This is a genomic window from Alteromonas sp., from assembly GCF_984505615.1.
The window spans coordinates 25025-32957 of sequence record NZ_CFHOXV010000046.1 but is presented as its reverse complement, the minus strand read 5'-3'; the positions used below and the strand labels follow the sequence as shown (position 1 = coordinate 32957).

The 7933-nt window shown below is 47.6% G+C and carries 7 protein-coding genes; 3 read left to right on the top strand and 4 right to left on the bottom strand.

The window, feature by feature from the left end; all coding sequences use genetic code 11:
• Nucleotides 1-97: 97 nt before the first annotated feature.
• Nucleotides 98-952 carry an RNA polymerase sigma factor RpoH gene (rpoH, locus tag AC4PME_RS18170; RefSeq protein WP_119499928.1) on the bottom strand — a complete coding sequence of 285 codons (855 nt, stop codon included), beginning with the start codon at nucleotides 950-952 and terminating at the stop codon, nucleotides 98-100.
• A gap of 432 nt (nucleotides 953-1384) precedes the next feature.
• On the opposite strand from rpoH, the gene AC4PME_RS18165 reads away from it, so the two are divergent.
• Entirely contained in the window at nucleotides 1385-2602 is a 1218-nt protein-coding gene (locus AC4PME_RS18165) for an EAL and HDOD domain-containing protein (RefSeq protein WP_491046513.1), read from the top strand.
• A gap of 153 nt (nucleotides 2603-2755) precedes the next feature.
• Nucleotides 2756-3994: an EAL and HDOD domain-containing protein gene (locus AC4PME_RS18160; RefSeq protein WP_491046531.1), complete on the top strand. Its 1239-nt coding sequence runs from the start codon at nucleotides 2756-2758 to the stop codon at nucleotides 3992-3994.
• A gap of 81 nt (nucleotides 3995-4075) precedes the next feature.
• Here the strand turns inward: AC4PME_RS18160 and ftsX are convergent, their stop codons facing one another.
• From ftsX to ftsY, 3 genes are read right to left on the bottom strand one after another with little or no spacing between them, the layout of a single operon-like run.
• Nucleotides 4076-5056: a permease-like cell division protein FtsX gene (gene ftsX, locus AC4PME_RS18155; RefSeq protein ID WP_491046514.1), complete on the bottom strand. Its 981-nt coding sequence runs from the start codon at nucleotides 5054-5056 to the stop codon at nucleotides 4076-4078.
• A complete protein-coding gene (ftsE, locus tag AC4PME_RS18150) occupies nucleotides 5053-5742 on the bottom strand; it encodes a cell division ATP-binding protein FtsE (protein ID WP_119499924.1) in 690 nt (229 codons plus the stop codon). The genes ftsX and ftsE overlap by 4 nt, the downstream gene beginning before the upstream one ends.
• Before the next feature lie 42 nt (nucleotides 5743-5784).
• Nucleotides 5785-7239, bottom strand: coding sequence for a signal recognition particle-docking protein FtsY (gene ftsY, locus AC4PME_RS18145; protein WP_491046515.1), 1455 nt, complete (start codon nucleotides 7237-7239; stop codon nucleotides 5785-5787).
• Between the two features lie 85 nt (nucleotides 7240-7324).
• On the opposite strand from ftsY, the gene rsmD reads away from it, so the two are divergent.
• Nucleotides 7325-7915 carry a 16S rRNA (guanine(966)-N(2))-methyltransferase RsmD gene (gene rsmD / locus AC4PME_RS18140; protein WP_491046516.1) on the top strand — a complete coding sequence of 197 codons (591 nt, stop codon included), beginning with the start codon at nucleotides 7325-7327 and terminating at the stop codon, nucleotides 7913-7915.
• Nucleotides 7916-7933 lie beyond the last annotated feature (18 nt).

The following is a 7933-nucleotide window of genomic DNA, read 5'->3' as shown; positions in this document are numbered from 1 at the left end:
CGCTACCCCCATAAAAAGAAAAATGCCAGTCAGCTTAACTGACTGGCATTAGCCTGACGGCGCTTTTTTCGATTTTGTATGGCGTACTAGTTAATGCTTACGCTGCCATTGCTGCCTGAAGTTTCTTCATGGCATTTTTCTCAATCTGGCGTACACGCTCAGCAGAAACCTGATATTTGTCGGCCAGATCCTGAAGTGTGATCTTATTATCTGCCAACCAACGAGTTTCAATAATGTCCTGACTACGCTCATCCAGCGTTTTGATAGCAGAATAAAGACGTTTGGAAGCATTGCTATCCCAGTCATTATTGATAACGTCCATCTCAACATCTGCGCTTTTATCTTCAAGGAACTGCACAGGCGCAAAGTTGCCACTCTCGTCGTCATCAGCACTCAGATCAAATGCCTGATCCTGGCTACTCATGCGGGCTTCCATTTGCAGCACTTCTTTCGTGCTTACACCCAGTTCATCAGCAACAGTTTGCACTTCTTCGTGAGTGAACCAGCCCAGACGTTTTTTCGCCTTGCGCAGGTTGAAGAACAATTTACGTTGCGCTTTAGTGGTAGCCACTTTAACGATACGCCAGTTCTTCAGTACGAATTCATGAATTTCAGCTTTGATCCAGTGAACAGCAAAAGACACCAGTCTCACACCTACGCCCGGATCGAATCGCTTAACTGCCTTCATCAGGCCAATGTTACCTTCCTGAATTAAATCAGCCTGCGGCAAACCATATCCTGAATAGGATTTAGCAATATGTACAACAAAGCGTAAATGCGACATGACCAGCTTTCTTGCCGCTTCCAGATCGCCCTCGTCACGCAAGCGTGTCGCCAGACTTCTTTCTTCATCAGCAGAGAGCATGTTGATGCTGCTCACAGCCTGAATGTAGCCTTCGATGCTACCGCTGTGGGGCACCGATAATGCCATTGTTTGCATGTTATTGCTCATATTCACCTCAATTTGCTAAGCACTGTATTGTACCAAAACGGGCAGTGCCTTTCGAGTCCTTGATTGTCGCAGATAATTCCAAGTTAGGAATATAGTGACAAATTACTAAATATCAAGACCTGATTTGCATCAAATAAGTTCCGTACAGACGATGAAACCACCACTCAGCACGACAGACTAAACGATAGATATTGGTAAACGTACTGTCATGTAATTAATCTCTCAAATCAGTCCACTCACCGCGTTTAGCACAGGAATTAGACGAAATACCAATTTTTCCTGATCCTTCAAACGTATACGCTAAATCCATGGGGTAGTAATTGACAGCTGTAAATGTTCGCTTGTGTATACGACAGACACACACAATGAGATTCATGCCGGTCAAAACTAACAAAATAATAATAACGGAAACAGATCATACAGGAGGTATGTATGTTCTCTTTTGTCGCCAGACAGCCCATTTTTGACACGGCACTAAATGTTGTCGCTTATGAGATCCTCTTTCGCGATGGTAAAAGTAACGGATTTCCAGATATCGATCCAAATGAAGCCACATCGAAAATAATCAGCTCAACTCACCTGGGAATAGGCCTGGATGAGATAACAGGCGGAAAGACAGCTTTCATTAATTTTCATCGCGACACATTAATTCACCGCTTTCCCACATCGCTGGATCCTACAATGGTGATGATTGAGATCCTGGAAACCGTCGAGGTTGATGAGGCTCTCATTACTGCATGCCGGCACCTTCGGGAGATAGGGTTTGAACTGGCACTTGATGATTTTGACGCTGACGAAAAATGGCGGCCACTATTGCCTTACGTTCAGGTTATAAAGTTTGATATCCGTACAATGAAAGAGGAGAGGATCCTTTCTTTGCTTCCGGAAATAAGCCAGTATGAAATCAAGCTGCTCGCCGAGAAAGTTGAAACTTACGCCGAATTCGAACGTTTCAGAGAGTTGGGCTTTCACTACTTTCAGGGTTACTTTCTGGCGCGGCCGGAGCTCGTCCGTCATAAACAAATTATCCCTGCTCAGATGAATATGCTTGCGCTTATCAGCGCATGTAATCAATCCCCGCTGGATTTCGACCGCATCAATAACATTATCAACAAGGATGCATCACTGACATTTCTGTTACTTCGCTTTATAAACAATCGTTTTTACAATAAACGGATAAAGGTAAAAGATTTGCGCCACGCACTGAATTATCTTGGTGAAAATGAAGTGAAAAAGTTCGTATCATTGATTGCCCTGGCAAACCTGAACAATGACAGTCCACGGGAACTGTTACAACTCTCCCTCGTCAGAGCAAAGTTCTGCAGCTTGCTGGTTGCAGGTATGAACGAACTGAACGATTCTCCCGCCAGTTTTCTCGCCGGCTTGCTGTCGTTGCTGGATGCCATGATGCTGCAGCCCATGAGCGAATTGCTGGAGAAAGTACCGGTGAGTGAAGAAGTGAAGCACGCTTTACAAGGTAATCCGGGTATGCTCAGTGATTGCCTTTTGCTGGCAAAACATATTGAGTCCGCCCGCTGGTCCACAATAAAAGCCTTCTCAAAGAAATATGGTATTCGCCAGACCACCCTTCATGGTATGTATAACTCGTCACTAAAATGGGCCGGCGCGATGGAAAATAGTATTAATTAATAATTCCGCCCATTGTATAAGTGAAAAGAATTACGTGAGCATAGATAATCTGCGGCCCATAAGATAAAGTTGATATCATCGTGCTCATGCCGTGTTATGAGCAGTCAACTTATAAAGTTGTCGTTACCATTGTTGAAGGGATTGTCAGGTCGTATGTTCGCATTTATTGCACGCCAGCCTATTTTAGACCGTGAAAAGGATGTTTTCGCGTATGAGCTTTTGTTCCGTGACGGCAAAAGCGGCGCTTACCCCGAATTAGAGCCGGACAAAGCAAAATATATTGCCCAACATTTCCATCCGTTAGGGCTGGACGATATTTCCGGTGAAAAGAAATCGTTTATTCACTTTAATCCGGACACTCTGATTTCCCGCTTTCCTACCTCCTTAAATCCCGAGTCTGTTGTCGTGCAGCTGAATGAACCCATGGCACCGACACCGGGATTACTGGAAGCCTGCACGCATATTAAACATCTCGGATTCAGTCTGGCCATTGATGATCCCATGATGCTGAGCGGTAAGCAGGACATTTTTCCGTTGATTGATGTGGTTAAAGTTGATGTCACCAAAACGAACTACGATCTGATTGAAAAGAATATCCCCCGTTATCTTGATGCCAATATCAAACTGGTGGCGGAACAGGTAAACACCCACGAAGATTTCGACAGTTGCCGCTCTCTCGGGTTTGATTTCTTCCAGGGCTATTTCTTCACCCTGCCGGAAGCACGACTCCATCGTCACTTGCCGGCTTCGAAAATGAACCTGGTTGATTTGATGGGAGAAAGTGCCCGCAACGACTTTAACATCAGCCGGATCAACCAGATCATTGAGCGTGACGCTGCTCTCAGCTTCCTGCTACTCAAATTTATTAATAACCCGGCAATCAATAAACGTTACAAAATTACCTCACTAAAACATGCCCTGACTTACATGGGCGAAGTGGAAATTAAGAAGTTCATCGCTTTATTATCGCTGGCCAATTTAAGTGACAATAAACCGCTGGAGCTGATCCATATGTCGCTGGTGCGGGCGAAATTCTTCGATTTGCTTTCTCAGCAGCGCGGCATTAACACGAATCCGCCAATCGGCTTCCTGATAGGTCTGTTTTCACTGCTGGATGCACTGCTTGATCAGGATATGCCTGACGTTCTTAAACAACTGCCGCTGACCGACGAAGTGAATGATGCGTTGTTGGGTAAATCCAGCGAATTTAACAGCTATGTGGCGCTGGCAAGAGCGTTCGAGGGTGCCCTTTGGATGAATATTATTAAGCAGTCCAAAGTGCTGGATATCGACCAGAAGCAGCTTCACGTACTTTACAATCAGGCTATTCAGTGGGGGAACGGCGTCCGGTCCACCATCTCGGCATATTTCCCTAAGCCGGTCATGCGCTGAGGGGTTATACAGAGACAACAGGTTACCGGATACACGGAGAAAGTAACCTGTTCAGCCGTTTAAAATAGGGTGATGATGCGGTTATTGCGGTTCGATTTCTCTGACATGCCGCTGTACTGACATCAATGAACCGAGAAGACCCAACAAAATCGACAAACCCAGCATCGTCAGTAAGGCAGTACCGGACAGACCGGTAATATTGAATTCTTTCTGATAGAGCGTCGCAAATGCCTGAATACTGCTGTCCATCCACCATAAGATAATGATGACGGCGAACCAGGCAATCAAACCACCCAACAGTCCATACCAGAAACCGGTATATAAAAACGGCCGGTGAATAAATGCGTCAGTCGCGCCCACCAGCTTCATCACCAGAATTTCTTCCCGCTTGCTAAGGATGTTCAGCCTGATGGTGTTACCAATGATCAGTACCACAGAAACAAACAACAACACGCCAATGAGCGACACCAGCTCTCTGGCAATATCCAGCAGCGCATACAAGCGCTCAAGCCATTCAATATCCAGCTTACCGATGTCGACTTCACGCTGACCTTTGAGCTTTTCAAGCAGTAACCTGGCGGCTGTAGGCGAAGCATGTTTCTCGTCCGGCGTCACCAGCACCACATCAGGTAAAGGATTGGACTCCAGATAGGCGATAGCATCACCCAGTCCGGATAAATGCTGAAACTCCTTCAAAGCATCATCTGCGGGGATAAACGTAACGCTGTCAATCTCCGTCCAGGTGTTCAGCCTGGCAACCAGTTGCTGCGCGCTGGCTGGTGGTGTGTCTTCTTTCAAAAACAAGGAGATTTCCGAGGCCTGATCCCAGCCTGCGCTGATTTTTTCAGTATTTTTAACCAGAATGTAGAGTGTGCCCGGTAAGGTTATGCTCAGACCAAGCACCGCAATAGTCATTAACGATGCTGCCGGCTGACGCCACAATTCCCCGAGGCTGCCTAAAGCCTGACGGACATGACTGATGAAGAACGCACTGATAACCTGAACGATGCCAATGCGGGTATCACTGGCTCCCTGAGAGCGGCCTTTGAATAAAATACTCATGCCCAGTTTCCTCCCTGTTCCTCAGACAATCCGTCGGTGATCATCTGCCCGTTTCTCAATGTGAGTGTGCGGTACTTCATCCGGGCTATAAGCCCGAGATCGTGGGTCGCAACAAACACAGAAACGCCGGCCTGGTTGAAGTCTTCAAACAGACGAATGATTTCCATAGATAACTTAGGATCCAGGTTACCGGTGGGTTCGTCAGCCAACAACAGAGGCGGCTTATTAACCACAGCACGGGCGATGCCGACGCGCTGAGCTTCACCGCCTGACAACATCATTGGCAAACTGCGGGCTTTATCCCGCAATCCCACCATTTCCAGCGCAGCTTCAACACGCTTAGAGGTTTCTTTACGGGTATAGCCTTCAATAATAAGTGGCAGCGCCACATTATCGAAAACTGATTTTGAGTCCAGCAAATGCGGGCTCTGGAAGATCATGCCGATATCCCGGCGGATAAACGCTATCTGCCGGCGTTTTATTTCGTTCAGATCGTGACCGTTAATCAGTACCTTGCCCACACTGGGGCGTTCCATAATACTGATTAATTTGAGCAGCGTGCTTTTCCCCGCGCCGGAGTGGCCGGTAAGAAAAGCCATCTCACCCGGTTCAATGTGAAAGCTCACTTTTGACAGTGCGCGCTGACCACCGGGGTAGGTTTTACTTACCTGCTCAAATTTGATCATCTGCTAATCCTGCAACGACGAAAGGATACTGAATTCTCTACGTTAATCGTTTTCGCTCTCACTGAAAAGTGCGTCGATGAATTCATCGCCGTTAAATGTGCGCAGGTCGTCAATTCCCTCACCCACACCAATGTAACGGATTGGAATACCGAACTGGTCGGCGATAGAGAAAATCACGCCGCCTTTAGCAGTACCATCAAGTTTAGTGAGCGTTAAACCTGTCAGACCAACGGCTTCGTTGAACAGCTTCGCCTGACTTACTGCATTCTGGCCCGTTCCTGCATCTAATGTGAGCATGACTTCATGAGGCGCGTCCGGATTGAGTTTCTTCATTACCCGAACCACTTTTTTCAGTTCTTCCATCAGATTATTTTTATTCTGCAGGCGGCCGGCGGTATCCGCGATAAGAATATCTGTACCACGGGATTTTGCGGCTTCCAGTGCGTCATACAATACAGATGCACTGTCTGAGCCTGTTGGCTGGGCGATAACAGGGATCTTGTTACGCTCTCCCCAAACTTGAAGCTGTTCAACGGCGGCAGCACGGAAGGTATCACCCGCAGCCAGCATGACTTTCTTACCCTGTTGCTGGAACTGTTTTGCCAGCTTACCGATGGTGGTGGTTTTACCTACACCATTAACGCCCACCATCAGAATGACGTATGGTCCGCTACCCGCATCATGCTGTTTCATATCTTCAGCCAGCGGGCGCTCAACAGATTTGAGCATCTCACGCATCTGGCCTTTAAGGATATCCACCAGCGCCTCAGCATCCTTGAGTTGCGAACGTTTTGCACTGTCTGTGAGTTTGTTAATGATTTTCTGTGTGGTGTCCATGCCCACATCAGCCACCAGCAACTGGGTTTCCAGTTCTTCATACAAATCATCGTCGATGGCTTTGCCGCGAAACAAACTGATAAAGCCACTGCCAAGGTTTGTTTTAGTGCGCGATAAGCTGGCTTTCAGACGGCTGAAAAGAGACTTTCTCTCTTCTTTGGCTTCGGGCTTTGCTTCGACAACCGGTTCCGGCTCAGATTCAGGCACGGCGGCGACAACCGGCGTAATGTCTTCGTCAGAAACAACTTCCGGCTGAACGTCGTCTTGTTTTACCTGCTGCACAGGCTTTTCTGACTCAACCCATCCCGGTCCGGACGCTTCATCAGGATCAGTTTTCTGTATCAGCGGCTCCGGTGCAGGCTCATCAAATGCCGGTACTTGGGGTTCAGGCTGTACTGCAGCAGGGCTTTCGGGCTTAGCGTTCACGATATCCTGCGGTACAACCGGCGTATCCACTTTCGCTTCAACTACGGGCTCTATAAGTACAGCTTCTTCAGGTTTAGTTTCTCCGGCAGGAGTATCCGCTTCAACATTGCTTTGCGCGGACTCAGGCACTTCTGTTGCTGGCGTCTCAACCGCGGTGCTTTCCTGCGGCTTTACTTCACTTTGTTCTTTTTCAGGTTGCTTGTTCTTTCTGAACCAGCCAAAAAGTTTCGACATTGTTTGGTCAAATCCTTAGTAAATCGGCAAAATTCGGCTACACTGGCCGGCTTTCAATAGCCGTTATCATACATTGTCAGCCCCTATGAAGCGAGTATCCAGAAAGCCTCAGACACAAAAGACGAAATCAGGCAACGTCAGGATCATTTCAGGTCAGTATCGCGGCCGGAAACTGCCCGTGGCAGATGTGGACGGGTTACGTCCCACTACAGACAGGAACAAAGAAACCCTGTTCAACTGGCTGATGCATGATTTACCCGACGCTCACTGTCTCGACGCTTTTGCAGGCTCAGGCGGACTCGGCTTTGAAGCACTTTCCCGCTATGCAGGACATTGCACATTCATTGAGAAAGACAGAAATGTGGCCGCACAACTGAAAACCAACCTTTCAGCAATGTCTGCAAATGGAGAAGTGATCAATGGCGATGCTGTTCAGGTATTGTCTTCCACAGACAAGCAGTTCGATATCATTTTCATCGATCCCCCCTTCAATCACGGTCTCGTTGAGCCGGTTCTGCAAGTCATTCTGAGCCGGAACCTACTGAAACCCGACGGTGTAATTTACGTCGAACAGGAAATCAACGCCCCCTCCCCGCTCATCAGCGAACGCCTGCAGATAGTTAAAGAAAAGAAACTCGCACAGGTGATGTACTGCTTGCTATCACTGGAAGACTGATTGAGCGGTTAAGCCGGA

Bases quoted from the DNA above. Each gene is read 5' to 3' on its own strand.
- rpoH (WP_119499928.1), bottom strand. From the start codon at position 952: ATGAGCAATAACATGCAAACAATGGCATTATCGGTGCCCCACAGCGGT.
- ftsE (WP_119499924.1), bottom strand. From the start codon at position 5,742: ATGATCAAATTTGAGCAGGTAAGTAAAACCTACCCCGGTGGTCAGCGC.
- AC4PME_RS18165 (WP_491046513.1), top strand. From the start codon at position 1,385: ATGTTCTCTTTTGTCGCCAGACAGCCCATTTTTGACACGGCACTAAAT.
- ftsX (WP_491046514.1), bottom strand. From the start codon at position 5,056: ATGAGTATTTTATTCAAAGGCCGCTCTCAGGGAGCCAGTGATACCCGC.
- AC4PME_RS18160 (WP_491046531.1), top strand. From the start codon at position 2,756: ATGTTCGCATTTATTGCACGCCAGCCTATTTTAGACCGTGAAAAGGAT.
- rsmD (WP_491046516.1), top strand. From the start codon at position 7,325: ATGAAGCGAGTATCCAGAAAGCCTCAGACACAAAAGACGAAATCAGGC.
- ftsY (WP_491046515.1), bottom strand. From the start codon at position 7,239: ATGTCGAAACTTTTTGGCTGGTTCAGAAAGAACAAGCAACCTGAAAAA.